This is a genomic window from Ruegeria sp. CH10 (assembly GCF_056537125.1).
Genome location: NZ_JBQFQY010000005.1, coordinates 313,048 through 338,650, shown reverse-complemented (window position 1 = coordinate 338,650; position 25,603 = coordinate 313,048). Strand labels below are relative to the sequence as shown.

26 protein-coding genes are annotated in these 25,603 nt (G+C 59.0%); 15 read left to right on the top strand and 11 right to left on the bottom strand.

The annotated features are described in order from the left end of the window. Together ACRZ94_RS16395 and ACRZ94_RS16390 are read left to right on the top strand one after the other, a co-directional pair. The coding region (locus ACRZ94_RS16395; protein ID WP_480655235.1) for a hypothetical protein at window positions 1-101 on the top strand (101 nt) is incomplete at its 5' end. 94 nt (window positions 102-195) lie between these two features. Continuing rightward, window positions 196-471, top strand: coding sequence for a spike base protein, RCAP_Rcc01079 family (locus tag ACRZ94_RS16390; protein WP_480655221.1), 276 nt, complete (start codon window positions 196-198; stop codon window positions 469-471). A 45-nt stretch (window positions 472-516) separates the two neighbouring features. Here ACRZ94_RS16390 and ACRZ94_RS16385 read toward each other — a convergent pair whose 3' ends face one another. The 4 genes from ACRZ94_RS16385 to ACRZ94_RS16370 form a co-directional block, all read right to left on the bottom strand. Beyond that, complete coding sequence (locus ACRZ94_RS16385) at window positions 517-1,683, bottom strand: nucleotide sugar dehydrogenase (protein WP_480655219.1); 1,167 nt, start codon at window positions 1,681-1,683, stop codon at window positions 517-519. Window positions 1,684-1,794: 111 nt separating this feature from the next. Beyond that, entirely contained in the window at window positions 1,795-3,174 is a 1,380-nt protein-coding gene (locus tag ACRZ94_RS16380) for a polysaccharide biosynthesis/export family protein (protein WP_480797843.1), read from the bottom strand. Window positions 3,175-3,206: 32 nt separating this feature from the next. Next, window positions 3,207-3,842 (bottom strand): YjbF family lipoprotein, encoded by a 636-nt coding sequence (locus ACRZ94_RS16375; protein ID WP_480655216.1) that lies wholly within the window; start codon window positions 3,840-3,842, stop codon window positions 3,207-3,209. Further along, window positions 3,839-5,869: a YjbH domain-containing protein gene (locus tag ACRZ94_RS16370; RefSeq protein WP_480797842.1), complete on the bottom strand. Its 2,031-nt coding sequence runs from the start codon at window positions 5,867-5,869 to the stop codon at window positions 3,839-3,841. Before ACRZ94_RS16370 ends, ACRZ94_RS16375 begins: the two co-directional genes overlap by 4 nt. Before the next feature lie 360 nt (window positions 5,870-6,229). Here ACRZ94_RS16370 and ACRZ94_RS16365 point away from each other — a divergent pair, with 360 nt between their 5' ends. Continuing rightward, on the top strand, window positions 6,230-6,484 hold the full coding sequence (locus ACRZ94_RS16365; protein WP_480655212.1) for a hypothetical protein: 255 nt from the start codon (window positions 6,230-6,232) through the stop codon (window positions 6,482-6,484). 269 nt (window positions 6,485-6,753) lie between these two features. Here the strand turns inward: ACRZ94_RS16365 and urtE are convergent, their stop codons facing one another. From urtE to urtA, 5 genes are read right to left on the bottom strand one after another with little or no spacing between them, the layout of a single operon-like run. Continuing rightward, window positions 6,754-7,449 carry an urea ABC transporter ATP-binding subunit UrtE gene (urtE, locus tag ACRZ94_RS16360; protein ID WP_480655210.1) on the bottom strand — a complete coding sequence of 232 codons (696 nt, stop codon included), beginning with the start codon at window positions 7,447-7,449 and terminating at the stop codon, window positions 6,754-6,756. A gap of 3 nt (window positions 7,450-7,452) precedes the next feature. Further along, the gene (urtD, locus tag ACRZ94_RS16355) at window positions 7,453-8,193 is read right to left on the bottom strand and encodes an urea ABC transporter ATP-binding protein UrtD (protein WP_480655208.1); all 741 of its coding nucleotides are present in this window, start codon (window positions 8,191-8,193) and stop codon (window positions 7,453-7,455) included. Then, window positions 8,190-9,419 carry an urea ABC transporter permease subunit UrtC gene (gene urtC, locus ACRZ94_RS16350; RefSeq protein WP_480655206.1) on the bottom strand — a complete coding sequence of 410 codons (1,230 nt, stop codon included), beginning with the start codon at window positions 9,417-9,419 and terminating at the stop codon, window positions 8,190-8,192. The genes urtD and urtC overlap by 4 nt, the downstream gene beginning before the upstream one ends. 3 nt (window positions 9,420-9,422) lie before the next feature. Next, on the bottom strand, window positions 9,423-11,375 hold the full coding sequence (gene urtB / locus ACRZ94_RS16345) for an urea ABC transporter permease subunit UrtB (protein WP_480797841.1): 1,953 nt from the start codon (window positions 11,373-11,375) through the stop codon (window positions 9,423-9,425). Window positions 11,376-11,435: 60 nt separating this feature from the next. Continuing rightward, the gene (gene urtA / locus ACRZ94_RS16340; protein ID WP_480655203.1) at window positions 11,436-12,716 is read right to left on the bottom strand and encodes an urea ABC transporter substrate-binding protein; all 1,281 of its coding nucleotides are present in this window, start codon (window positions 12,714-12,716) and stop codon (window positions 11,436-11,438) included. A gap of 390 nt (window positions 12,717-13,106) precedes the next feature. Here urtA and ACRZ94_RS16335 point away from each other — a divergent pair, with 390 nt between their 5' ends. Genes ACRZ94_RS16335 through ureG form a run of 8 tightly spaced genes read left to right on the top strand, consistent with a single transcriptional unit; the run spans window position 13,107 to window position 18,175 of the window. Beyond that, window positions 13,107-13,934 carry an urease accessory protein UreD gene (locus tag ACRZ94_RS16335; protein ID WP_480797840.1) on the top strand — a complete coding sequence of 276 codons (828 nt, stop codon included), beginning with the start codon at window positions 13,107-13,109 and terminating at the stop codon, window positions 13,932-13,934. 1 nt (window position 13,935) lies between these two features. Then, window positions 13,936-14,238 carry an urease subunit gamma gene (locus ACRZ94_RS16330; protein ID WP_480655199.1) on the top strand — a complete coding sequence of 101 codons (303 nt, stop codon included), beginning with the start codon at window positions 13,936-13,938 and terminating at the stop codon, window positions 14,236-14,238. Between the two features lie 15 nt (window positions 14,239-14,253). After that, window positions 14,254-14,415 (top strand): peptidase M23, encoded by a 162-nt coding sequence (locus tag ACRZ94_RS16325; RefSeq protein ID WP_480797839.1) that lies wholly within the window; start codon window positions 14,254-14,256, stop codon window positions 14,413-14,415. Then, a complete protein-coding gene (locus ACRZ94_RS16320) occupies window positions 14,412-14,717 on the top strand; it encodes an urease subunit beta (RefSeq protein WP_480655195.1) in 306 nt (101 codons plus the stop codon). The genes ACRZ94_RS16325 and ACRZ94_RS16320 overlap by 4 nt, the downstream gene beginning before the upstream one ends. Further along, window positions 14,717-16,426, top strand: coding sequence for an urease subunit alpha (ureC, locus tag ACRZ94_RS16315; protein ID WP_480797838.1), 1,710 nt, complete (start codon window positions 14,717-14,719; stop codon window positions 16,424-16,426). Before ACRZ94_RS16320 ends, ureC begins: the two co-directional genes overlap by 1 nt. 18 nt (window positions 16,427-16,444) lie before the next feature. Next, window positions 16,445-16,897 carry an urease accessory protein UreE gene (ureE, locus tag ACRZ94_RS16310; RefSeq protein WP_480655191.1) on the top strand — a complete coding sequence of 151 codons (453 nt, stop codon included), beginning with the start codon at window positions 16,445-16,447 and terminating at the stop codon, window positions 16,895-16,897. Continuing rightward, window positions 16,881-17,534, top strand: coding sequence for an urease accessory protein UreF (locus ACRZ94_RS16305; RefSeq protein ID WP_480655189.1), 654 nt, complete (start codon window positions 16,881-16,883; stop codon window positions 17,532-17,534). The genes ureE and ACRZ94_RS16305 overlap by 17 nt, the downstream gene beginning before the upstream one ends. Further along, the gene (gene ureG, locus ACRZ94_RS16300; protein WP_480655187.1) at window positions 17,531-18,175 is read left to right on the top strand and encodes an urease accessory protein UreG; all 645 of its coding nucleotides are present in this window, start codon (window positions 17,531-17,533) and stop codon (window positions 18,173-18,175) included. Before ACRZ94_RS16305 ends, ureG begins: the two co-directional genes overlap by 4 nt. A gap of 128 nt (window positions 18,176-18,303) precedes the next feature. On the opposite strand, the gene ACRZ94_RS16295 is transcribed toward ureG, so the two are convergent. Beyond that, a complete protein-coding gene (locus ACRZ94_RS16295) occupies window positions 18,304-19,563 on the bottom strand; it encodes a replication initiation protein (RefSeq protein WP_480655185.1) in 1,260 nt (419 codons plus the stop codon). A 580-nt stretch (window positions 19,564-20,143) separates the two neighbouring features. Between ACRZ94_RS16295 and ACRZ94_RS16290 the strand changes: the two genes are divergently transcribed. Together ACRZ94_RS16290 and ACRZ94_RS16285 are read left to right on the top strand one after the other, a co-directional pair. Further along, a complete protein-coding gene (locus ACRZ94_RS16290; protein ID WP_480655183.1) occupies window positions 20,144-21,529 on the top strand; it encodes an AAA family ATPase in 1,386 nt (461 codons plus the stop codon). Then, complete coding sequence (locus ACRZ94_RS16285) at window positions 21,522-22,616, top strand: ParB/RepB/Spo0J family partition protein (protein WP_480655181.1); 1,095 nt, start codon at window positions 21,522-21,524, stop codon at window positions 22,614-22,616. Before ACRZ94_RS16290 ends, ACRZ94_RS16285 begins: the two co-directional genes overlap by 8 nt. Before the next feature lie 154 nt (window positions 22,617-22,770). Here the strand turns inward: ACRZ94_RS16285 and ACRZ94_RS16280 are convergent, their stop codons facing one another. Then, on the bottom strand, window positions 22,771-23,949 hold the full coding sequence (locus tag ACRZ94_RS16280) for a pyridoxal phosphate-dependent aminotransferase (protein WP_480655179.1): 1,179 nt from the start codon (window positions 23,947-23,949) through the stop codon (window positions 22,771-22,773). A gap of 274 nt (window positions 23,950-24,223) precedes the next feature. Here ACRZ94_RS16280 and ACRZ94_RS16275 point away from each other — a divergent pair, with 274 nt between their 5' ends. Together ACRZ94_RS16275 and ACRZ94_RS16270 are read left to right on the top strand one after the other, a co-directional pair. Next, window positions 24,224-24,523, top strand: coding sequence for a DUF2218 domain-containing protein (locus ACRZ94_RS16275; protein WP_480655177.1), 300 nt, complete (start codon window positions 24,224-24,226; stop codon window positions 24,521-24,523). Window positions 24,524-24,533: 10 nt separating this feature from the next. After that, complete coding sequence (locus ACRZ94_RS16270; protein WP_480797837.1) at window positions 24,534-25,592, top strand: DUF3500 domain-containing protein; 1,059 nt, start codon at window positions 24,534-24,536, stop codon at window positions 25,590-25,592. The last annotated feature ends 11 nt before the right edge of the window (window positions 25,593-25,603 follow it).

The following is a 25,603-nucleotide window of genomic DNA, read 5'->3' as shown; positions in this document are numbered from 1 at the left end:
CCATGGTCCTGATCGAGGTCCAGACCGGCACCTATCTGGGTGAAGACGACATCGTCAGATACGAAGACATCTACGCAAGAGGACAAGGCGCCAAGGGATAAGAGCGGCAGCATTGGCAACGTACGGTCAGATTGCGCGCCGTTAAAGGGTTCCGACTAGCGTTCCGCTGTTTGACACAGAGAACGAGACCTGAACATGACGACCAACCCTTTCAAGACCCGCGCCTCTGGCCTGGCTGGCCCTGCACGCGACGCGACCCCTGTTGCGCCTTCGGACACGACCGATCTGCCCGATGCCGCCATCGGGCTTTACGTCGAAACCGGCGGGGCCGTGGTGATGACCACAGTGCGTGGGGCAACGCGCACCATTCAGGTGGCCGATTTTGCGATCCTGCCGGTTGGCGTCACCCGCGTGCACGCAACAGGCACGACGGCGTCCGGCATTCACGCACTTGTTCTGGCACAGGACTGATCCAAGACCCGCCGCGCCCTAAGCGGCGGGTTTTTTTAAGCTCGCTTAATCCGCACCGAACAGGTCTCGGGTAAAGACCTTGCTGCTGACATCGTCAATCTCATCCGACAAGCGGTTGGCAACGATCAGATCAGCCATTTTCTTGAACGCCTCCAGATCGCGGATTACGGGCGAGTTAAAGAAGTTATCCTCGTTCAGCGCAGGTTCGTAAACGATGACCTGAATGCCTTTGGCTTTGATCCTTTTCATGATGCCCTGAACCGAGCTCTGGCGGAAATTGTCGCTGCCTTCCTTCATCACCAGGCGGTAAATCCCGACGATCTTGGGCCCTTTCATCAGGATCTGATCGCTCAGGAAATCCTTGCGGGTTCTGTTGGCGTCCACAATGGCGCGGATCAGGTTCTGCGGCACGTGGTTGTAATTGGCCAAAAGCTGCTTGGTGTCCTTGGGCAGGCAATATCCGCCATATCCAAAAGACGGATTGTTGTAATGCGCACCGATCCGAGGGTCGAGACTGACGCCCTCGATTATCTGACGCGAGTCCATTCCACCTGCCAGCGAATAGCTGTCGAGCTCATTGAAAAAGGCCACGCGCATGGCGAGGTAGGTGTTGGCAAACAGCTTGATCGCTTCGGCTTCGTTGGCGTCTGTGAACAGGACCGGCACATCCTTTTCCACAGCCCCTTCTAACAGCAGATCAGCAAAGACCCGCGCCCGATCCGACCGCTCTCCCACGATGATCCGGCTGGGGTGGAGGTTGTCATACAGCGCCCGCCCCTCACGCAGGAACTCGGGGGAAAAGAGGATATTCTCTGTTCCGAACCGTTCACGCGCATCAGCAACAAAGCCGACCGGGATGGTCGATTTGATCACGATCACCGCATCCGGGGCCAGACGGGTCACCTGTTCAATCACCGTATCGACCGAGCTTGTATCGAAATAATTGCTGCGAGGATCGTAATTGGTCGGCGTGGCGACGATGACAAAATCAGCCCCGGCATAGGCAGTTTCGGGATCGGTTGTCGCTGTCAGGTTCAGCGCCCGTGTCGACAGGAAATCACTGATCTCGGTGTCCAGAATTGGGCTTTGGCGCTGGTTGATCAAAGCCACACGCTCCTCAGACACGTCCAGCGCCACTACGTCGTGGTTCTGCGCCAGAAGTACAGCGTTTGACAGGCCCACATACCCAATCCCGGCGATTGCAATTTTCATCTCCAAAGCCTTTACGCGTAGGGGGCCAACACCTTTTGCAGATGCGCAAGGCCGTTTGCAATCTGATAAGCTTATGCCTGCCCCCAGTGCAAGCCGGGTATTCTTGCCTTGCTAGTTCACGGCAGCGTTTACCGGCGTCGTGATCAGGGACGGCGTGATCTGGCTGATGGTTCTGCCCCATCTTGTGACAGGGTTTTCAGCGATGAAGATGATGTCGTTTGAGCGCAGCTGGAACCTGGCGGCCAATGTCAGGTGGGCGGCGTTGCGGGTATCCAGATGCCAGGCGGTGACGGCGCCAAACTCGCGGGGGTCTTCTGAGGCGCGCAGCACATAGACCTCGGAGGCGTCACCGGTTTCCTTGGCCACGCCACCACCGGTGTCGTACAGCGCGTCGGCCAATGTGGCGCGCTGGTTGAAGGGCAGCGCATAGCGGCCCTGGGTGCGCACCTCGCCGGTCAGATAAACGTAATCGCGGTCAACCGCGTCCAGTTCCAGCGATTGCACAAAGTTGTCGCGGCGCTCATCCAGATCGGCGCGGCGCAGATTGACCGCCACGTTCAGCTCTTGCAGGGCGGTCTGGTGGCCCTCCAGCACGGTCTCGCGCAGGGCGATCTGCTGGGCAAAATAGCGCTCGGCCCGGTCCAGATCGTAATCGGTGTCAACAAAGACCGAGTCGTCGGCAATCAGGTTGAGGTTCTGTAGATCGGTGCTGGCATAGAGGCTTTCCAGCGGGATCTGGTACATCTGGCCGTCGCGATAGATCCGCACCGAGGAATTGTCGATATCGCTGACCGAGACGGACCCGGCCGCCGACAGCGCCTCGTTCAGGGTCAGCTGGGTCAGGGTGATGGGCTGGATGCCCGGCTGGCCCACGGCCCCGCCGACCGAGACACGGCGCGCGTTGAACTCGGCAATCTCGAGGCTGAAGGTCGGGTCGATCTGGTTTTCCACCAGACGCTGGAACAGCAGCGCCTCGGCCTCATCCACGGTCATCCCGGCCAGCCGCACGCGGCCCACATCGGGGATGTTGATCGATCCGTCATCCTGCACCGTATAGCCGTTGCGGCTGTTTTGCGCAGCCAGCAGGCCCGACAGCTCTCCGGCGGTGCCTTGCGTCGATGGTGTCGACAGCACCAGCACGTCGCCGATGCCGATCGTATAGGGCCCGGGATTGACCTGCGGTGGCGGGTCCAGCTGCAGCCTGGCGCGCGATCCGTCCTGGGTCGAGGGCGCCTCGGGCAGCGGCCCGGTGCCGCGCAGGCTGGTGCTGCTGCCCGATCCAGCCGAGACCGCAAAGATCGAGGGCAGGGTCTTGGGCGCGTAAGGCGCGCGGTTGGCCACCAGCACGCTCTCGGGCGTCACCGGCACCACGCGCACTGCGCCGGCATCCGACACACCGGCGGTGACCGAGGGGCTGCGATAAATGGTCGAGCATCCCGCAATCAGGACACCCGCGGCCAAAACGTTCAGGAAAAGGGGAATACGGCGCATAAGCGGCCCTCCGCTGTTCAAAGTCTTAAATCTCATTCGGGCACCACCTTGATGAACATGTTACCCAGAAACGCGCCCGTCCATTGCGAGGACTGGACGATGCGGCCGGTGCCGGTCTGCACCCAGTAGATGTTGGTGAACTGCTGGGCCAGCCCATAACAGTCCTCTTGCCGCTTTTGCGTGGCCACCGGTGTGCCCTGCAGCACAACCGGCTCGGACCCCAGCGTGGTGATCCGGCAGCGATAGGCGCGCAGATCGATCTGGTCATCGCCATTGAGAAAGCTGTGGAACCGCTCGACCGGACCCGACCCGCCGCTTTGGATCAGCCGCGCGCTTTGGCGGATATCCGAGCCGGACAGACCGCCGCCAAAGCCCAGGGCCGAGGTCAGCAGCCCCTGTTCCAGCGTGATCGCGGCCCCGTCAGCGGTCAGCCAGGTCTGCACCCCGGCGCGCTGGGTCTCAAGCAGCATCACCCCGGCCAGATCGCGGCTGGGAAAGCCCACCTCAAGCCGGGGCGGTATCGGGCGGCGGGCGGCCAGCGCCTCGGCCCGCGGGTTGAGCCGGGGCGCGCCGGGATACAAGGCGCCTTTCAGCAGATCGACATCTTCCTGCGCTTCGCCGCAGGAGATCAGCATCAGGGCCAGGCAAAGGGGGCGCAGCCTTTTCATCGCCAGAACCTCCCCCAGCCGCGTGACAGCTCCTGCGCGCGCGCCTCGCGGGTGACGCCGTACAATCGGTTGCGCACATTCAGCCGCGCCCCGCCATCGCGCAGCACCGGCCGGATGGTCTGGGCGATCTTGTTGCGCGACGGGCGTCCGGTCAGCCATGAGACGGGAATCTCAAGCCGGATGCCCTTGTCAAACGAGCCTTCGCCGAACTCTTCCGAGCTGACATTGGTCAGGGTAAAGAAGGCCCCCACCTTGAACCCGTTGTTGAACTCGCGATCCAGGGTGAAGGTCGCGCCGTGATCGCCGGCCAGATAGCGGCCCACATCGACCTGCGCGTGATAATCCCCCGGCAGATCGTAATAGGCCGAGACATGGCCCGTGGCGACCGAGTAATCCATGAACCCGAACAGCACGTCGAAATCGCGTTGGGCGACATAATTGGCCTCAACCCCCAGCGCCAGGCGGCTGTTGGTGGGATACCACAGCAGCTCGGACGAGATCCCGCCAAACATGGTTTCCAGATAGCCCACCGTGGTGCGCGCATAAAGATCCTTGCCGGGCCGCCACAGATACTCGCCCGTCATATGTTCCACCCGCAGGTTGGATTCGCGGGCATAGATCGCCCAGTCCGACCGCACCCGCGGCAGGGTCGAATCCGAGACGCGGGTGCTGTCATCCAGTGTGCTCAGGATCGGCTGGCGCAGTTCGGTCGACAGGGTGAACCCCGGCGACAGCGTGTAATCCAGCCCCAGCGCCGCGCCCAGCTCATATCGCAGCGGGTCGTCGGGATCGAAAAACGAGAAGTTCAGATAGGGGCCGAACCGATAGGAAAAATGCGGGAACGCATCGCTCAGAATACCGCCCTGCACCAGCGGCAGCGTGTCCGAAACCTTAGCCCTTGCAAAGCTGCGCCAGGCGTTGTCGGGGTCATGCTCCAGCTCATAAAGGTCCTCGCGGTTGACCCGCACCGCGCTCAGCGGCACCCCGTCCGACATCAGCGCGATGTCAAAATGTTCCACCTGCGCGGGCTGTTCATTGGCCAGCACCCGCGCCGTGCGCCCCAGCGCTTGGGCCGCCTGATTATAGCGCGTGTTCTCAACCCCCACGCGCACCGTGTCGCCGGATTCGGACAGGTAGACCAGCCGCAACCCTTCCTGGCGCAGCGCCACCTGCATCCGCGCCCGGATATCGCCCGCGCTGCGCCCCGCAGCCGTCGCCACCACCTGGGACCGGGGCCGCAGGGCCGGCGGCGATGCCCCCTGCCCGCCCGGCGTAACCGCTTTGCGCGGGTCGATGAAATAGCTGTAGGTCAGCCCCAGCGAGGTGCCATAAAGAAACGACGCCGTCAGCTGCGAGCTGTTCCTGAACCGGTATTGCGCGCCCACATTGATCGGGGATTTGACCCGGAAACCGTCATTGACAGGCTCTTGCGTATAGAGATCGGGGGAATATTCGGCCAGAAACGTCCACTGGTCATTATACTGCCAGCTGACCCCGCCAAACAGCGCCGCATCGCCGCGGAACCAGTTGCCGAACTCAACCTCTCCGGCCTGCCCGTTCGAGTTTGATGGTGGTCGGGTTTCGAACCGGCGGCCAAAGATGTCCAGCGGGTTGGAAAACGCCCCGCGCCCGGCCATGCGACCCCAGCCAATGCCGCCGCTCAGCTTAAGACGGTCCTGAAAGGTCTTGGTGGCCACCACATATTCCGACGCGTAAATCCCCGTGCCACCAAAATCGCGCAACCCCACAACAATGGCGGGCGCGCGCCGGCTTTCCTCGTGCAGACGGAAATGCAGATCAAAACTGCGGTCATACCGGGTGACATCGGGACCGTCCAATTGTCGAATGACCGAGTATCTAAAACTGCCATGCACCCAGGGCAGCATCTGAAACGTCATCGTGCCCCGACCGGTATTGCGCAACGCCGCGCCGGTGAACACCAGCGTGCCATCCTCAAACATCTCAGCCGTCGGCGTTTCCAGCAGGCCCGGCGTCCCATAGGTCGACACGGATTGTGCGTGCGCCATTCCGGTCGCAACTGCGCAATAAAAAGTTAGCAGAGTCTTCCGCCCTGTCCCCACCAAAGAAACCTTCAAGGCTATTTTTCATTTTTATTACCCCTACTAAAATCCCAAAAGAACGACCGCAAAACTCAAAAAGCTTATACAACTCAAATGCGAAATGTGACCAATATACAATACTCCACCGCGAAAATGGGACGAGAACGCAAGAGGTTGTAAATATTCAACAAGTAGCACTTCCAACGAAAGTCCCCTTTTCTCCAATGTAAACTGTAGGTTGTTCCTTTTGTTCACTTCTTGTTAGTATTTTTGTTGTTCTCTGGGCGATGATCACGCCTTATGCGGATTAGGTTTAGGGGATTGGAAATGCTCAGAACGACTTTGCTGGTTTTTTCCCTGTCCGCGACGGGCGTCTATGCTCAGGACGCCACCGTTCAGGACGATGAAGACCCTGCCGTGGTGCCCGGCGATGCAGCCAGCGCAGCAGCCGAAGAAGGCGTGACAGGGTTTGTACCGCTGGTTGCCCCAGCTTTGGGTGTTGCTGCTGCAGCCGTTGGCGTGGCCGCGGCCGGCGGCGGGGGGTCGACCAACAGCACGACCAGCACCACAGGCACCAACTAAGCCGCCGATCAGACGGCAATGCGAACCAACAAACAGCGCGCAATATCGGCGCGCTTTTTGGTTCAGCCCGATATTGCCTCGCACGCAAGACGTCTCCAGAAATTCAATCGCGGTTGAAATCTTCGGATATTGCAGGACTGCTCGGCTAACACTTGATCGCTTGAACAGAGGGGCTTTGTCTCGAAACAACAGACAGCTGCACAGGACCTGTCCGTTTCCGCCGCAGAAACCCTACGCTTGTCGCAAGCGACACTTTGGACGTGATGCGCCTATACCGAAACGCCTTTCAATACCTGCTCGCGCGGCATCTCGGATTTGCGACCTGACATCAGAACATCGCCGCGTCGCAAAACAATAAACCGATCCGCCAGATCATAGGCGAAATCGAAATACTGCTCGACCAGCACAATCGCCATATCGCCCCGTTTCCGCAGGTGGCCAATCACCTCTCCGATCTGTTGGATGATATTGGGCTGAATACCCTCGGTCGGCTCGTCCAGCAGCAACAGGCTTGGTTTGGTAATCAGGGCGCGCGCAATGGCAAGTTGCTGTTGCTGACCACCAGACAGGTCCCCGCCCCGCCGGTTCTGCATCTGTTTGAGAACCGGGAATAATTCGAAGATTTCATCAGGTATGAAGTGTTCATTCGCGGGCAGGCAGGCAAAACCGGTTTCCAAATTCTCGCGCACCGTCAGCAGCGGAAAAATCTCGCGTCCCTGCGGGACATAGGCGACGCCTTTCCACGCCATCTTATGGGCGGGCAGCGCGGGCAGCGCCTCACCGTTCAGCTCCAGCTCTCCACCCGATCGCGGATGTGTGCCCGAGATCGCCTTGATCAGGCTGGTCTTGCCCACACCGTTGGTGCCCATCACGCAGGTGACTTCGCCCTGCGCGGCCTGCATCGAGATGCCATTGAGGATTTGCGAATGCCCGTAATGCAAGGTCAGATCGGTCAGTTTCAGCATCGCTTAGCGCCCCAGATAGACGTCGATGACGTCCTGATTTGATGTCACATGGTCCAGAGACCCCTCGGCCAGAACCGAGCCTTCGTGCAGCACCGTGACCTTGCAATTCAGGCGACGCACGAATTCCATGTCATGTTCCACAACCACCACAGCGCGGGTTTTGGCGGCCTGTACCAGCAGGTCGGTCGTGTGTTCGCGTTCCTGCGGGGTCATCCCTGCGGCGGGTTCGTCGACCAGCAGAAGGCGGGGTTCCTGCGCCAGCAGCATGCCGATCTCAAGCCATTGCTTTTGACCATGGCTGAGTTCACCGGACTTGCGGGTCAGTTCGTCCTTGAGACCAATTTCCGTGGCCAGTTCCTCGACCTTTTCAAGGTCGCCCGCCGAAGGCCGATAAAACAGCACGCCCACCCAGCCCCGTTTGTTCTTAAGCGCCATCAGCAGGTTTTCCTGCACGGACTGATCCTCGAACACGGTGGGTTTCTGGAATTTTCGCCCAATCCCGGCCTGCGCGATTTTCGCCTCGCTCATGCGCAGCAGGGAAACGGATTTCTCACCCCAGATCACGCGGCCCTCATCGGGTCGGGTCTTGCCGGTGACGATGTCCATGAAGGTCGTCTTACCCGCCCCGTTCGGCCCGATCACGGCGCGTAGCTCGGCGTTACCGATCTGGAAGGACAGGTTGTTGATGGCGCGGAACCCGTCGAAAGTGACCGAAACGCCGCTGACTTCTAGCAGGGTGCTCATTCCGTGGCCTCCTTTTCGCGCAAGGCGCTTTCATCGGGCCCCAGTGCCGCACCGTGGCGCTGAGGCGCGCGGCGGTTGGTCCAGAGGTCGAATAACCCTCCGATCCCTTTGGGGGCGAACAGCGTGACCAGCACGAAGGAGACACCCAGCAGCACCTGCCACCAGTCGACCCATTTGATCGTGTAGAACCCCAGCGGGATGTCCGGGGCCTGCCCGCCGGTGAACCATGTGCTGAGCAGGCTGACAAACGCCGCGCCGATGACCGCGCCATACAAGCGACCCCGCCCGCCGATGGCGACCCAGACGGCCAGATAGATCGAGGCGATGGGGGCCATCTCCTCGGGGTTGATGATACCTGCCTGCGGGTAGTACAGCGCGCCCGCAATGGCGGCAATACAGGCGGTCAAGGTGAAGACGGCCAGTTTGTAGACCTCGACCGAGTAGCCGAGGAACCGCACCCGTGCCTCGTTGTCGCGGATGCCGCGGATGACCGAGCCGAATTTGCCCGACACCACCCATGCCGCCAGCATATAGCCCAGCCCCAGGGCCAAAGCCGAGGCCCAGAGGAACCAGATCGACACCACGTCTTGTGATGCGGTGACACCCGGCAGGTTCTGCAAACCCGACAGGCCATTGTTGCCGCGTAAGCCGCTGTCGTTCTGGAACAGGTACAGCGCCAGCGCCAAGGTCATGGCTTGAGTCAGGATCGACAGGTAGACGCCCGTGACCCGGCTGCGGAATGCCAGCCAGCCAAAGATCAGCGCCAACAGGCCCGGCACCAACACGACCAGCGCCAGTTGCAGGAACAGGCTGTCCGAGAAGGCCCAGATCAGCGGAAACTCGGACGATCCGACAACGCCAAAGATTTGTGTGCCGATGGCGTCCACGACCTCGGACGGGGTTGGCGGTATATCGGCCTGCGACAGCGACTCGACCACGATCAGGCGGGTTCGTTCGTACATCAGCCACATGCCGATCATGTAGCCGCCCAGCCCGAAAAAGGCGAAATGGCCAAGGGACAGGATACCCGTGAACCCCCAGACCAAATCCATCGCCACGGCGATCAGGCACAGGCACAGGGTTTTGCCCAGTGTCTTGACGAAACTGGTTGAGATCACGCCGATCCCGAACCCTTCGGACAGGACGGTGACGCCCAAAGTGAACAGGGACAGGATGGCCAGAAAGACCAGCACGGATGGGTTCTTGGCGACAAAGCTGCGGTCCATGACTCAATCCCCCGCCGCGCGGCCTTTGAGGGCGATAATGCCCCTTGGCCGGAACTGGATGAAAATGATGATGAAGATGATCATGTAGGTTTGCGCCGCGAGGGTGTTCGACGGGTTCATCCACTCGATCCCCTTTTGCAAGAAGCCGATCATGCCTGCCCCCGCCAGCGCGCCCCAGATATTGCCGACGCCGCCGACAACCACGGTCATGAAGCTTTGCACGATATAGTCGCTGCCCAGATCAGACGTGACCTTGGCGAACAGGCCAATCGCAACCCCGGCGATCCCGGCGATGCCAGAACCAAGGCCAAAGGTCAGCATGTTCACCCGCCCCGGATTGATGCCCATCGACCCGGCCATGCGCGGGTTCTGCGTCACGGCGCGCATCTCAAGCCCCAGCCGGGTGCGCTTCATGATATACAGAAACAGTCCCAGAAAGATCATCGCCAGCACAAAGATCGCGATGCGGATGTAACTGATCGAGACCACATCGTTCAGCACCCACGCCCCGTCCAGCCAGCCGGGCGCGGTCAGCGGGCGCGCCTGCGTTCCGAAGATGTTCTTAGCCAATTGTTGCAGCGCGATTGAAATCCCGAATGTCGCCAGCAACGTCTCAAGCGGGCGGGCATACAGCCAACGGATCACCAGCCGCTCCATCGCGACGCCCATGGCGAAAGTGACCGCAAAAGCCATCGGGATGGCGACGATGATCGACAGCGTATGGTCGGGGACGAACTGCTGCACCACGTAACCGGTATAGGCGCCCATCATGATGAACTCACCATGGGCCATGTTGATCACGCCCATCACGCCGAAGGTGATCGCCAGACCGATGGCGGCGAGGAAATAGATCGACGCCAAGGAAATCGCGTCCAATGTCAGGTCGAGCGTCTGGTTCAGGCCGACCTTCAACTCAATCTGTTCCAGTGCCTGTTCGGCGGCGGCAGTCACTTCGGGTGAGGGTTCCGTGTAGGTATCAAAGAACACATGTTCAGCCAGCGCCGCGTCTATATCGGCCTCAGTCACCAAGGCAGGAACAACACCAGCCTCGGCCAAGGCTGCATAGGCTTGCGTGCGGGTTGCATCGGAATTCAGTTGCGCCACGGGGATATCGCCCACGCGGCCTCCATCAATGTTGGACGCCAACGCCGCTCGGATATCACCCGGCGAAACGCGCGCGGCTGCCAGATCGCTGGCAACCAGCAGATCATATGCCTCATCGCGCGACAGCGTTTCCGAGCCGGGTTGCAGCACAGCGGCGATATTCACATCCGGTGGCAGTTCGGTGGCTGCCTGTCGTTTTGTCACGACCAAAGGGTTCAACGCGCCACGGACGTCGACGCCCAGATCACCTGACATTTGTTCAATCGCGGCCACGCGCGCCGCAGTATCGGCGTCATATCCAATCGTCAGCAACCGTTCGAGTCGCTGTTTCTGAGCCTTCAGATCAGCGTCAGGTTCATCATCTATCGACGCACGCAAGGGCTCCAGCAAGGCCCCCTCGGGATCGCGCTGGATGGATTGCAAAGCGGCCAGTCGCCGAGCGCGGTCCGGATCGGTCAGTTGGAACTGAACCAGAGCCGTGCCGATCATCGCACGGATGCCGCTGTTGGGTTTCAACTGTTTCAGGTCGGATTTCTCAAACGTGCCGACAACCTCTCCGGTGTCGAAATCGGTCAGCTCGTAAGAGCGTCCTTCACCCTTTTCCCCGGCAAAGAACAGACCATCCGACTTGCGCATCCACATGTCTTTGGCGGCCCAAGTCTCCAACATCACCTGCGCTTGCGGCAACCCGCTGGAGGCAATCGCGTCAATCGCAGGCCCGATCGTCTTGCGCGAGCTTTTGGCGATGATCTCCTGATGCTCTTGCAGGATCGGTTGCAGACCGGCCTCTTGCGCGGTGGCAGTCAGGCAGGCGCACAGGATTGCGAGGCCCGCAAGGAAAAGTCGTAACATGTGGTGAAACCCGAGATGTCTTGGGGCAAGGCGGGCGTGATCACCCGCCTTGCGTGTCGGTTAGTAGTTCGACAGCGTCTGAACGCAGGTCTCGGTCTCGGTGTTGTACATACCGCAACCCAGCTCTTTCCAATCCGATACCAGCACCGCCGATTCTGGCAGGAAGTCGGTCCAGGCGTCGCCCGGTACAACGTCAGTCTCGCTGATGATGTCGAACTGGCCGTCTTCCTGAATCTCACCGATCAGAACCGGCTTGGCCAAATGATGGTTCGGCAACATGACGGCGGTTCCGCCGGTCAGGTTCGGGAATTCCTGCCCGTACATGGCGGCGCGCACGTCATCGACTTCGGTTGAACCGGCTGCGGTCGCAGCGTTTACCCACATGTTGAAGCCGATGTAATGCGCCTCCATCGGGTCGTTCGTCACGCGCTCGTCGCCCATCGTGGCTTTCCACGTTTCAACGAATTCCGCGTTGGCCTCGGTATCTGCCGACTGGAAGTAATTCCACGCGGCCAGATGGCCCACAAGGTTGGTGGTATCCAGACCCGACAGTTCTTCTTCGCCGACCGAGAAGGCCACAACCGGAATGTCATCCGCCGAGACACCGGCAGCGGCCAGTTCCTTGTAGAAGCCGATGTTGGCATCGCCGTTGATGGTCGAGATCACGCCGACCTTTTTACCATCCGCACCCAGCGCGACGACGTCCGCCACGATCTTGGACCAGTCGGAATGTCCGAAGGGCGTGTAGTTCACGAAGATGTCGTCATCCGCAATGCCCTTCTGCTTCAGATAGCTTTCCAGAATGTTGTTTGTGGTGCGGGGATAGACATAGTCGGTGCCCAGCAGCGCGAATTTCTCGACGCCCAGCTCATCCAGGAAATAGTCGGTCGCCGGAATTGCCTGCTGGTTCGGCGCGGCGCCGGTGTAAAACACGTTCTTGGACGATTCCTCACCCTCATACTGCACCGGATAGAACAGCAGGCCGTTCAGTTCCTCGATCACCGGCAGAACCGACTTGCGGCTGACGGACGTCCAGTTGCCAAAGATCACATCCACCTCATGCACCGTCAGCAGCTCTCGTGCTTTTTCGGCAAACAGCGGCCAGTCGGATGCGGGGTCGACCACAACCGCCTCAAGCTGTTTGCCCAGCAGGCCGCCCTTGGCGTTTTGCTGGTCGATCAGCATCAGCATGGTGTCTTTCAGCGTGGTTTCCGAGATCGCCATAGTGCCTGACAGCGAGTGCAGAACGCCGACCTTGATCGTGTCTTCCTCAGCCATTGCAGCAGTGGCCATAGCAGCAAAGACAACCGATCCGGCGAGCGTGGATTTGAGAGATGTCATGTAATCCTCCTGGGCGGGGCCGGGACAGAGGGCTTGCGCAAGGGCGCATTTCTCTTCTACCTGATCCCCGCAACTGTTGTTGCGTTCCGTGTGGCGGTTGTGTCCGAGGTCCAATTCGCGCAGCCGTCACACACCCTGGGGCGTTTTCCCCGTGGTGGGCATCCATACGCTTTCTGCATTGCGGCGAACTTGGCAAATCCGCAGCTTCGGATTTGAAGGCACCAACGCCAATTGCCTAATTTTTAACCTGCATGCTGGATGTGTGATTAAAAAATAATCTAGCAGGGCGGCAGAACGCACAAAAACGGCAGGTCGCAATAGAGTTTCGACATCCCAGCGGTGAAAAAAGCGCCAAACGTCAAAGACCTGAAGGCTGCCGCAATCACACATATGTCTTTCATAAAGCCTGCCGAACCGGCCCTGGCGCCGCGCGCCGAGGGCCAGATCACGCTCAGCACCAAGCCACTTGGCGCGCGCAGCGTGATCGACGGATTTCGCCAGTCAGGGTCTTTCAAATGCCTCTTTCCGCATGGCAACAACCCTGATCTGAACGCCGTGCTGCTGAACACCGCCGGAGGCGTGACCGGAGGCGACAGGTTCCTGTTCTCGGGCAAGGCAGCGTCGGAAACCTCACTGACGCTGACCACCCAGGCATGCGAACGCGCCTACAAAGCCCAGCCGGGGCAGACCGGCACCATCCGAAACACACTGACGGTCGAGGATCATGCCCGCGTGAACTGGCTGCCGCAGGAAACGATTCTGTTCAACGGCTGTGCTCTGGATCGGCGCCTGGTCATTGATCTTGCGCCCGAGGCATCGGCCCTGTTGGTCGAACCGATGGTCTTTGGCCGCCCCGCAATGGGCGAAGTTCTGACTGATATTCGCCTGAAAGACCGGGTTGAGATTCGGCGCGCGGGCACCCCGTCATTCCTCGACATGACGTCCTTCACCGGCGACCTGAATGCACACCTTGCCAAACCCACCATTGCCAATGGCGCAGGCGCGATGGCGCTGGTGGTGTTTGCCGCGCCCACAGCCGAAGCGTTTCTGAACCCGATCCGCGATCTGTTGCCCGAGACGGGCGGAGCCAGCCTGATACAGAATGATCTGCTGGTGATCCGCATTCTGGCCGATAACAGCTTTGCCCTGCGCCGCGCGCTGCTGCCGATCCTGCGGCGTCTAAACAACGACACTCTTCCCCGATGCTGGATGCTCTGACATGAACCTGACGCCCCGAGAAAAAGACAAACTGCTGGTTGCCATGGCCGCCGAGGTTGCCCGCAAGCGGCTGGCCCGTGGCGTCAAGCTGAACCACCCCGAGGCAATCGCCCTGATCACAGACGCCGTGGTCGAAGGCGCCCGCGATGGCCGATCCGTCGCCGACATGATGCAGGCCGGAGCCGAGGTGATCACCCGCGCAGAGTGCATGGAGGGCGTGCCCGAGATGATCCACGAGGTTCAGGTCGAAGCCACCTTCCCTGATGGCACCAAGCTGGTGACCGTCCACAACCCTATTCGCTAACAAAGGAACACTGATATGACCCGTATGCTCTTCCCTGCCCTGATCCTTGCTGGCCCGGCCGCAGCTCATAACGGCACGCATATTCACGCGCATGGCTCGGATTACGCCACCTTGGGCGTTGGCTTGGCCGTTGTCGCACTGGCCGCCGTTGCACTGATCACAAAGCTGAACAAATGATCCCCGGAGAGCTGTTCCCGGCCGAGGGCGAGATCACATTGAACGCCAGTGCCTCGGCCGTGACGCTGATGGTCGCCAATACCGGCGACCGCCCGGTTCAGGTCGGCTCGCACTATCATTTTGCAGAAACCAACCCAGCGCTGGAGTTCGACCGCGCCGCCGCGCATGGGTTGCGTCTGGACATCGCCCCCGGCACCGCCGTTCGGTTTGAGCCGGGACAAGAACGCGAGGTCTCGCTGATCCCTATCGGCGGTGCGCGCAAGGTCTATGGGTTCAATCAAAAGGTCATGGGGGCGCTCTGATGCCAGCACAAATCAAACGCTCAGACTATGCCGCCATGTTCGGCCCCACCACCGGCGACAAACTACGGTTGGCCGATACCGATCTGGTGATCGAGGTTGAACGCGACCTGACCACCTATGGCGAAGAGGTCAAGTTCGGCGGCGGCAAGGTGATTCGCGACGGGATGGGGCAATCTCAGGTCACGCGCGCGGGGGGGGCCGTGGATACGGTCATTACCAATGCGCTGATCGTGGATCATTCTGGTGTCTACAAGGCGGATGTGGGCTTGAAAGACGGGCGCATCGCCAAGATCGGTAAGGCCGGGAACCCCGACACACAGCCCGGTGTCGACATCATCATCGGACCGGGGACCGAGGCCATTGCGGGCGAAGGGCGCATCCTGACCGCAGGCGGATTTGACAGCCATATCCACTTTATCTGCCCGCAACAGATCGAAGACGCTCTGCATTCCGGCCTCACGACCATGCTGGGCGGCGGCACTGGCCCCGCGCATGGCACTCTGGCCACCACTTGCACGCCGGGTCCCTGGCATATCGGGCGGATGTTGCAGGCGGCGGATGCCTTCCCGATGAATCTGGCTTTTGCAGGTAAGGGCAACGCCTCGCTGCCCGCCGCCCTAGAGGAGCAGGTCAAGGCCGGGGCCTGCGCTCTCAAACTGCACGAAGATTGGGGCACCACCCCTGCCGCCATCGACTGCTGCCTCTCGGTCGCGGACGCGATGGACGTACAGGTGATGATCCACACCGACACGCTGAACGAATCCGGTTTCGTGGAAAATACCGTGGCCGCCATGAAAGGCCGCACAATCCACGCTTTCCACACCGAGGGCGCAGGTGGCGGCCATGCCCCCGACATCATCAAGATTTGTGGCGAGAACCACGTTCTCCCCTCCTCGACCAACCCGACGCGGCCCTTCACCGTGAACACGGTCGAAGAGCATCTGGACATGCTGATGGTCTGCCACCACCTCGACAAATCCATCCCCGAGGACGTGGCCTTTGCCGAAAGCCGTATCCGACGCGAGACCATCGCGGCAGAAGACATCCTGCACGACATTGGCGCGTTTTCGATCATCGCGTCCGACAGTCAGGCCATGGGCCGTGTCGGAGAGGTGCTGATCCGAACCTGGCAGACCGCGGACAAGATGAAGAAACAACGCGGTCGCCTGCCCGAGGAAACCGGCGAAAACGACAATATGCGCGTGCGCCGCTACATCGCGAAATACACGATCAACCCGGCGATTGCCCATGGTCTGAGCCATGAGATTGGCAGTATCGAAGAAGGCAAACGCGCCGATCTGGTGCTGTGGAACCCCGCCTTTTTCGGGGTCAAACCCGAGATGGTCTTGCTGGGCGGCACCATTGCCTGTGCACAGATGGGCGATCCAAATGCCTCAATCCCGACACCGCAACCGGTCTACAGCCGACCTATGTTTGGGGCCTATGGCCGTTCGGTCGAACATTCTGCAATCACTTTTGTCTCCGCAGCGGCGCAGGCCGAGGGGATTGGTGATACACTGGGTTTGGCGAAACAGACGCTCGCTGTGCAAAACACCCGCAGCATTGGCAAGCGCGATCTGCTGCTGAACGACGCGACGCCCCATGTCGAGGTCGACCCCGAAACCTACGAAGTGCGCGCCGATGGCGAATTGCTGACCTGCCAACCGGCTGAGGTTCTGCCCATGGCACAGCGCTATTTCATGTTCTGAGATTATAGGAGGCCCCCGATGACCACCGCGATCAAAACTGCCCGCATCTATCACGACCACGCGCATGCACCGGCGCATGCTCAGGTCTCGTTGGATTATGACGGGCGGTTCCTGCGCCGCAAAATGCTTGCCACCGATGACGGAGAGGCCTTTCTGGTCGATCTGGCGCAAACCAAGTCACTGGACCATGGCGGGGTTCTGGTGCTGGAGGATGGGCGCGCGGTTGAGATTGTCGCCGCCCCCGAGAACCTGCTGGAAGTGACCGGAGAGAACCTGCTGCGGCTGGCCTGGCATATCGGGAACCGACACACCCCCTGTCAGATCGAAGCGGACCGGCTGCTGATCCAGCACGATCACGTCATCCGCGACATGCTGGAGAAACTGGGGGCAGACGTGCGCGAAACCGTTGAACCCTTTACCCCCGAAGGCGGGGCTTATGGGCACGGACGGACACATGGCCACGCCCACTGACGCCCAGATTTTGACGCTGGCGCAATGGCTCTCACCCGCATATCCGGTGGGCGGGTTTGCCTATTCCCACGGGTTGGAATGGGCTATAGAATCCGGAGCCGTTACCAATGCTGATGCGGTTGGCGATTGGATCAGCGATGTGATCGAACACGGGGCCGGTCGGACGGATAGTATCCTGTTGGCGGCGGCCTATCGGGCGGATACGCAAGATACGCTCAGCCACGTCGATGCGACGGCACGCGCACTCAGCGCCTCATCCGAGCGTCTCTTGGAAACGCGCCTGTTGGGCGAGGCGTTCTGCGGCGTGACTGCGGCCGTATGGACGATTGATCTGAGCGCGCTGACCTATCCGGTTGCCGTCGGTTATGCGGCAAAAACGCAGTCCCTGCCCTTGCCTCTGACTGCGCAGATGTTTCTTCAGGCCTTCATGTCCAACCTCGTGGCCTGTGCGACGCGCCTGGTTCCGCTGGGCCAGACCCAAGCGCAACATCTGGTGCGTGATCTGACCCCTTTGTGCCAACGCATCGCCAAGACAGCCATCGAAGCCAATCTGGATGATCTTGGATCAACGGCTTTTGCATCCGACATCGCGTCGATGAAACACGAAACTCAATATTCAAGGATGTTCCGAACATGAGCAACATGAACGGCCCTTTGCGCGTGGGCATTGGCGGCCCTGTTGGCGCGGGCAAAACCACCCTGACGGCCGCATTGTCCGAAGCCCTGCGTGACAAGATCTCGGTCGGTGTGATCACCAACGACATTTACACACGCGAGGATGCCGAGGCGCTGATGCGGTTGCAGATCCTGCCGCAAGACCGGATCATCGGTGTTGAGACCGGTGGCTGCCCCCACACGGCCATTCGCGAAGATGCTTCGATCAACCTCGCCGCCGTGGCTGAGATGCAAGCCCGCCACCCGGATGTCGAGGTCGTGCTGATCGAAAGCGGCGGCGACAACCTGTCGGCCACGTTCAGCCCCGAACTGGCAGATGTGACGCTTTATGTCATCGATGTTGCAGCCGGTGAGGAGATTCCCCGCAAAGGCGGCCCGGCAATTACCAAGTCTGACATCCTGATCATCAACAAAACGGACCTCGCGCCCTATGTAGGCGCGTCTTTGGATATTATGTCACGTGATGCGACACGGATGCGCAAAGGTCGTCCTTTCGTGTTCTCGTCCCTGCGCAACAAAGAAGGCGTAACCGAAATACTCGCCCTACTCGCCCAGATCGGTGGACTGGGCATTGAGGCGAATACCGAAGCTGCCAGTGTTTGACACTGCCTAGGCGCTTAGGCTGATTTTACAGAACGAAGCGATCTGCGTTGCGCAAAAAATATAAGTTTTGCGCACCACATCATCGCGCCGTATCGGGAGAGCCAGATGTTTGCTGAGTGACGCACAGGTCAATTGAAGATGTCCGGTTCAAGTTCCTCCCAAAAGTCAAAGATTGCGTTTGCGTTCAGACCAGACCTCCAACCATGCGCACGGAAATGCTCACGGTCTAAATCGTTGTCCAACCCTGCCATGAACAACCTTTTATCCGCATCCCGCTGAGTTGGGTTTCGCCGCGAAACCATATCTTCGACGCACTGTAATTTGCGAGACCGCTCAGATCGTTCCGCAGCGCGTTCCGCATATGCCTTATCCTCAAGCGCCTTTTCAGCATCGCGCTGACGCGCGGCTTTGATGGCTTCGGGGCTGGGTTCGGGCGCAGTATCCTGTTCTACAGGCTGATAATCATCCCGTAACGCAGCGGACAAATAACCAACGGTCGATTTAATACCGCCCTGCCCGCTTACATAATCCAGTTTTTGCTGGACATACTCCTCGCCATGTTCGGCTATCCACTGGCGGGCCAACCGGTCTGACACCCCTTGATCGCGAAGCGTCTTGAACACTTTCAGGTTCCGAACCCCGTCGCTGTCGTCAATTTCGAACATAGCCTTTTGCGGGTTGCCCTTGATCCGGAACCTGATCTCGGTCACCGTGCGTCCCTTTTTCTGAAATTCTGGTTCGATCAGAATGTCCGAGCTTTTGTTCACCTCGGCCACTGCGGGTTTGATGATCTTGGCGTTGAGATGTTTGAAGCTGCTGTAATAGTCGCTGCCATCCACCCCCATGAGCTTACGAAAGACATCCAGCGCCCACCACCCGGTCGATCCGGTTCGGACAAACCGATAGCAGTTTTCATACAACGCCAAGCCATGACCCGAACTGAAGTTCTTTTGAATCTGCACGTTAATAAGCGCGTAAATCTTGGGGTCATAGAGCTTTTGCGCCAAAGCCGGAGAATAGGCATATTCGCACACGCCGTTCTTCAGCTTGGCAAAACTCAGCAATGAGGATACGCCCCATTCCTGGCGGCCCTGTTCGTCCAACATATCCCATTCTGCAACCGTCTCGGCCAAGGCCCGCAGACTGGCGCGCAGGGTATCAAAGTCGTTGGAGTTATATCCGACCATCATCGCCAGGGTTCGGGCATCAATTGTATGTGTCGCGGCGGACGTAAGCGCGTCATAGGCATTTAGAAGCAAAACGTTGGACAGTTTGCGCTGCAACAACGTCAGCTTACCGCTGATGTGAATCGCGGCGACGTTCTTCTTGACCGTCTCACGGCGCAACGCGCCTGTAAGCTGATCCATGTTCAGTTGTGGTTCCGGCATGATTCTGCCTGGCTGCTCGTTTTCATATTTGTTGCACGAAAAGTACCCGGGGTTCAATTACATTTGGGTACCCAAATACAGGGCGACAGGAATCCCGCATCCGGGTACCTTAGTGCTGGGTGAGTCGAGTTATCCACAGAATTGTGCCGGAGCGAGCTGCCTACTCATCTTTTCTCAAGGTCTGATACCGCTGCGAAAGACTGTTTTAGGGTCTATTGGAGATGAAACGGCCTCTTCCCGCGAATCGGGCCTCTTTGTCCTGAAACCCGGCACCAGTCATCCCGTATACAGGCACCTTTGATCCTGCAAACGGGTTCCCATCATACTGATTTCAGGCACCCAAGTTAAGCTTACCCATTGTAACGAATGACTTTTCTACCATCAAAGAATCTAAAAATCTTAAAAATAATAAACTCTTTGTTGCTGTGTTTTTGTCTTTTTTCTTTGGTTTCGCCGCGAAACTCAGTTGCCGAGCACAATATTGTGGAAAACTCTCAACCAGAGGATAGCTTTGAAAAAGAATGTTCGCTATGTTCACCGATATACGCCGGAAAGGCGAACATTATTCGAGGCACCGTCAGTGAGCAAAACAACCCAACCTCCACTCCCACCGTATTTGAACCTTGATCCAGAACAGGCAGCGGCTAAGTTGCCTGATCCTATCGGAACCTCTCGATTCGCAAAAGCGGCCACCTTCTGTGCGAAAGGTCGCGAAGATCTTGCCCGCCGCGGCTATGCCCCTGATGGTGAAAAGCGGCTGCGGCGGTTTTCGATCTGGGAAATCACAAAGTACCTGATTCCGGTTGCGCCTGCGCATCTACGTCGGGTTCTAAAAGCAAACCCTGATCTTCCTCAGGGCGAAGGGGAGGCGGGCTCAAAATGGTTCACGTTGGAAGAAGTCCTGACATTGCGTCAGCATTTTGCCACCGAAGGGGTCAGCACCAAAGAGTATCTGCCCTATCGGCCCGAAGGGGTCGAAGCAAAAGTGGTCGCGGTTGCGAATTTCAAAGGCGGCGTTGGTAAAACCTCCACGGCAGCTCATCTGGCCATGTCAGCGGCTTTGGATGGATATAAAGTCCTTGTTATTGATCTGGATAGTCAGGGATCAATGACTTCGATCTTGGGCGGAACAGTTGCGGACGAATGGCAAACTGTCTTCCCGCTGATCGCCAAGGACTATGCTCGCGCGGTTCAGGAAGAAAACCGTGTGCGGTCCGCGGCCGGACAACCGGAAATTCCGCTGGATGAAACGTTGCAGGAGGCGCTCAACACCCTGCCCCGCGACGTGATTCAAAAGACCCATTGGCCCAACATTGATCTGATCGGCGCCCAGCTGAACTTGTATTGGGCAGAGTTTCAGATCCCGGTTTGGCGCATGGGTCTGCGCAGCTGGCCGCTTTGGGACGGTCTGACCAATTTTCTGCAGGACGAAGGCGTTCTGAACGATTACGATATTGTATTCCTCGATACGCCTCCTGCACTTGGGTACCTAACGATCAATGCACTGGCGGCGGCTGATATTCTATTGGTCCCGCTGGGGGCCTCGTTTCTGGAATTTGATTCGACGGGGCGGTTCTTTGACATGCTCTACACGACTTTTGCCAGCATCGAGGATGGCGAAAACGCAGCGCAAAGGGCGGCTGGTTTGCCAGAGCTCAAGTTTGAATGGGATGTTGTCCGGGCGATCATCACCCGGTTCGACGCCAGCCAACAGACCGACATGGCCAATGTCATTCAGGCTTATTTCGGCGATTTCATGAACGCCTATCGGCAGGACTATACTGCTTTGGTCGGGCAGGCCGGTGAACAGGTCAATGGAATATATGAGGCTGATTACAGGGATTTCAATCGCGACACATATGTGCGCGGTCGGGAAACCTTTGATCGCACCTATGCAGAATTCAAGCAGGTTCTGATCGGCTGTTGGTGGCGCGACGCTCAGATGGGAGGAGAAGCAGATGGCTAAACGCAGAAGACTGACGGCCCCGGACACATCGGAGCTGGAGCAGCTTGAGGCAGGTTTCGCCGCGAAACCCTCGGCCAACCCGTTTGAGGCAAAATCTTCAGTGCCGCCGATTGCTCAGGTCGCGGCCGAGGCTGCCACTCTGAATGGTATGACGGCGGTCACGGACAGGATGAGCCTTGCACAGGATCAGGGCGACGCCGCCAAATGGCGTGACGCCCAGGATGCCGGATTGGTGGCTGAGCGTTTGCCACTGGATCAGATCAATGCGGATTACATACGTCGGGACCGGATGGTCGAAGACGAAGAGGCCATGGCCGAGCTGATTGAATCGCTACGGGTTCACGGACTGCGCACGCCGATCGAGGTTGCGCGCGACGGTGATACCTTTGGTCTGATTTCAGGGTTCAGGCGTCTGGACGCATTTCGGCGTCTTGCCGCAACAGACCCTCGGTTCCTTGATATTCCTGCCTTCATTCGTGAGGCCGGGACAGGGCAGGGCGCTTATGTCTCGATGGTCGAAGAGAATGAACTGCGTGCCAACCTCAGCCCCTACGAGCGGGGGCGCATTGCCGTTCTGGCGGCAGGGCAGGGGGTCTTTGCCTCGACCGAGGCGGCTGTCGATGTGTTGTTCGCGGCGGCGTCGAAAGCCAAGCGGTCAAAGGTGCGCAGTTTTGCGATGGTCCATGAGGCGCTGGGGGATCTGTTACAACATCCCGTGGCGTTGTCCGAGAAATCTGGTTTGAAGCTGGCGGCGGCCTTGCGTGATGGTGCGCAGGCGGCTCTGCGTAATGCGTTGGCCGGTGCAGGGGAGGTTGATCCGAAATCGGAATGGGCCTTGCTCGAATCCGCCATGAAGACGACACCATCAACTACAAAAGACAAAGCCCGAGGCGGTCGCCCCCAAGAGGTTCAGCGGTTGTCCCCCGTCACGCTTTCGGGCGGTGGTGAGATTCTGTCCGAAGTGTCCGCTGGCGAGATGCGTATTCGTATTCGGGGCAAATCCATCTCTGCCGAAAACGCGGAGGAGATTGTTCGAATGCTGGCGTTGAACATAGACGGGTTTCGTGGCGAAACTGATAGCGGATAAGCTAAGCTCATCAATCTGCCGACGATGGGTGGTGTGCATAATGGCCGCATTTTGCACACCAAACTACCATAAGGCCTTCTTTCCAAAGGCATCTTTTTGCGTAAGGAAAAGCCACGCACCGACACGGGCCCCAGCGCATGATGGATGGAAGCTGTTAAGAAAGGGCCGAGATCGCGTTGCTGATGCGGGTTACCCCGTCTTTCAGGTCTTCCATCGAATAGGCATAGGACAGGCGGAAATGTCCGGGCAGGCCAAACGCCCGACCGGGGACCAAAGCCACGCCTGCGTAGTCCAGAATGTACCGGCAGAACGCAGCATCTGTGGTCAGAATAGCCCCATCCGGCGTTTTCAGCCCTAGACATTCTTCGCAGGACGGAAATACGTAGAACGCACCTCCCGGCACAGCGCAGTTCAGTCGACCGGTGGCACTCAATGCATCTACAATGAAATCCCGGCGGTCTTTGAAAACGGCGCACCTTTCAGCCAACAGCTCCTGCGGTCCGGTCAAAGCAGCCAGCGCCGCAGCTTGCGAGATTGAAGACGCCCCAGAAGTCGTCAGGCCCTGAACGCCAACCATTGCCTTGATCAGATCCGTGGGGCCGATGCCCCAACCCAGTCTCCAACCAGTCATTGCGTAAGCTTTGGACACTCCGTTGACCGTAAGTGTGCGCTCGGCCAGTTCGGGCACAGCACTTAGAAAAGAGGTAAACGGATCATAGGAGATGTGTTCGTAGATCTCGTCGGCAAGAATCCAGACCTGAGGATGCCTGTGCAGGACGTCGGCCAGCGCCCGCAACTCGGCTGCTGAATACATGGCGCCCGACGGATTGCCGGGTGTATTCAAAAGCAACCATCGGGTTTTGGACGTGATTGCGCGCTCTAACTGGTCGGGCGTCAGTTTGAACCCAGAGGCCGCTGTACAGGGAACTGCCGTAAGTCTGGCCTGACAGATTGCAATTATGTCTGCGTAGGATGTCCAGTAGGGGGCGGGTACAATCACCTCGTCATCCGGATCCAGACTGGCCAGAAAGGCGTTTGCAAGAACCTGTTTCGCACCGGTCGAGACAATCACCTGCGCCGGGTCGACCTCGGCGCGTGCCGCAATTGCCGCGCGAAGGGCCGGCGTGCCCTGTGTCGGAGGGTAAGAAGTATCCCCGTTCAGCATGGCTTGATGTGCTGCCTGCACCACATGCGCAGGCGTTGGAAAATCCGGCTCGCCAGTGCCGAAACTCAGAACATCCTCACCGGCCGCTTTGCGGGAGCGGACCGCTTCGGAAATCTGAACAATTTGGGACAGTTTTGCAGTCTGAGTGCGTCGGGAGCGTGTGAACATGGCCAAGTCATTTCCAGCAAAGGGTACCTTAGATCGCCACCCTAACCAAAGAAACACGGTCCAAGTAGGTGTTGAGCCACGATAACTTGGAATACACCTATTCCTAAATGGCATGAGTGTTCCGGCTGTACGCAAGACGGTCCTTCAAGCGGTTTCGACCGAAGCGCGGCTACATATTCATTCAGAATTTCGATGAAAGAAGTCGGATAAAGCGGGCTTATCGGGCAAAGCATCGGTTGCTATTTCTTCTGCCGAACAAACCGGAGAATGCCCGATGACCTTGTCGTCACATGTTACGCTTACAACCTCCAAGGCCGATGGCTATGTTGCCCAGCTGTCCAAGCATTTTGGTCACAAGATCGTTGTCGAACAAGAGGGGGATGTTGCCGTATTCTATTTCTCGATGGGCACGGCCCAAGCGCAGGCTCAGGGTGATCTGCTGGTGCTGAATGCTCAGGCAGAAACCGTCGAAAACCTGCGGCAGGTTGAAGATATTGTTGGCGCGCACCTAGAGCGTTTTGCTTTCCGAGAGAATTTGCGCGTGACCTGGCCCGACAGCGCGGGCGTGGAATAAGGAGATGACCATGAAGATTTTGACGACAACTGCCGCCCTTTTCATGGCCACTGCCGTGTCGGCGCATGATGCCCCGACGCATGACCATATGCAGATCGTGCCGATCCCAGACTATGCTCAACCTTACGGGCCCGCATCCGGTGCCGCCGCGTTTGAGGCCGCCCAGGCCTTTCTGGCCAGCATTGACGAGGCCACCAAAGCGCAGTTCATGTTCGATCAGGACAGCTCCAATCGCGCGAATTGGTCCAACCTGCCTGCGGGCATTGTAGATCGTACCGGGATTTCTGTGGGCGAGTTGTCTGATGAACAGCGTGGCTTGCTGTTTGGCTTTCTCGCCTCGTCCCTGGGCGAAGAAGGCTATCGCAGCGTGGCCGAGGTGATGGCGGCCGAGGCGTTTCTGAGCACAGACAAACGTGCCAAACGTCTGCAATGGGCGCCCGAGAATTACTGGCTGTCCTTCTTTGGTACACCTTCGACTGACACCCCCTGGGGCTGGCAGTTCGGGGGGCATCACCTCGCGCTGAACATCTCGATCGAGGGCAACCGTGTGGAAACCATGTCACCCACCTTTGTCGGCACCGAGCCTGCGATTTTTACCATCAACGGCGTCGACTATGAGGCGGTACGCGACATGCACCTGTCGGGCTATGCGGTTTTCACCGCCCTGGACGCGGGCCAACAGGCGGCAGCGGATGCGGGCACGATCCCCGAGGATGTGCTGACCGGCCCGGGACAGGATGGCACCATTCCGCCCGTGATTGGATTGTCTGCTTCTGAGATGACCGACGACCAAAAGGCGCTGTTGCTGATGGCGATCAACGAATGGGTCTCGATCCAGCCGGATGAAAATGCCGAACCTCGTATGGCTGAACTGGCCGACGGACTGGATGATATCTCATTCGCATGGACCGGCACGGATGAGGTGAACACCCCCACTTATATGCGTATTCAGGGTCCGACACTGATCATCGAGATGCTCTCAACCGGCGGCAATGTGGGCGACAGCGCCCAAGGGGCCGGGCATTACCACACGATGTACCGCAACCCGACCAAAGAATACGGGCATTAAGCCCCTGAGCA